Annotated in this window: 1 pseudogene; it reads left to right on the top strand. The window is 64.8% G+C overall.

Annotated features, from left to right (window positions below):
* Positions 1-21: 21 nt before the first annotated feature.
* Positions 22-1,284: pseudogene (locus tag OWC48_RS45890) on the top strand (thiamine pyrophosphate-binding protein); the annotation flags it as partial.

Here is a 1,284-nt window from a genome sequence, read left to right on the forward strand (position 1 = left end):
CGCAACGTAATGGCTGCCCAGATGTCCCAGACCGTCTCCGACTTCATCGTCCAACGTCTGCATCAATGGGGCGTCCGCCATATCTTCGGTTACCCCGGTGACGGCATTAATGGCGTGTTCGGCGCCATGAACCGGGCAGAGGCCAAGATCGATTTCGTGCAAGCCAGGCACGAGGAGATGGCAGCGTTCATGGCCAGCGCGTACGCAAAGTTTTCCGGGGAGCTTGGCGTCTGTATCGCGACATCGGGACCCGGTGCCTCGCATTTGATCACCGGGCCTGCAGCTTATCAAGGGGGTTGTCCGCGCAATCCCGTTCCCCTCGTCTATGATGCGCTGCTCGATCACCAACCGGTGCTGGCGATCGTCGGCCAGCAGGCGCGCAGTGCGCTTGGAGGGAGCTATCAGCAGGAACTCGATCTCGTCTCGATGTTCAAGGATGTCGCGGGCGCGTATGTCGCGCAGGCCTCCTCACCTGCTCAAGTGCGGCACCTGATCGACCGCGCGGTGCGCATCGCGCTCGCACGCCGGGCACCGACCGCGATCATCCTGCCCGGCGACCTCCAGGAAGAGCCTTACGAAGGACCGCGCCGCGCGCACGGGACGCTGCATTCCGGTGTCGGCTATAGCGCCCCGCGCGTGATACCGCGCGAGGCCGAGCTCGATCATGCGGCGGCGGTGCTCAACGCCGGCAAGAAGGTCGCGATGCTGATCGGCGCTGGCGCGCTGCACGCCACCGACGAGGTGATCGCGGTCGCCAACCGCCTCTCCGCCGGCTGCGCCAAGGCGCTGCTCGGCAAGGCGGCCCTGCCGGACGATCTTACATGGGTGACGGGCTCGATCGGCCTGCTCGGCACCAAGCCAAGCTACAACATGATGATGGAATGCGACACGCTGCTGATGGTCGGCTCCGCATTCCCCTACCAGAATTACTCCCGAAAGAGAGCGCCGCGCGCGGCGTACAGATAGATATCGATGCCGGTATGACGTCGATCCGCTTCCCCATGGAAGTCAGCCTCGTCGGCGACGCCGCCGAGACACTGCGCGCATTGCTGCCGCGGCTCGCGCCCAAAACCGACCCCGCCTGGCGCAAGGGCATCGAAAATGATGTCGCCAAATGGTGGAAGACGCTCGACGGCCGCGCGCATCAGCCCGCAACGCCGATCAATCCCCAGCTCGTCGCCTGGGAACTGTCGCCGCGTCTGCCGGAACGCGCCATCATCACCAGCGATTCCGGCTCCTGTGCTAACTGGTTTGCGCGAGACCTCAAGATCCGGCGGGGCATGA

The sequence above is a fragment of the Bradyrhizobium sp. Arg816 genome, from assembly GCF_029989365.1.
Taxonomy (GTDB): domain Bacteria; phylum Pseudomonadota; class Alphaproteobacteria; order Rhizobiales; family Xanthobacteraceae; genus Bradyrhizobium.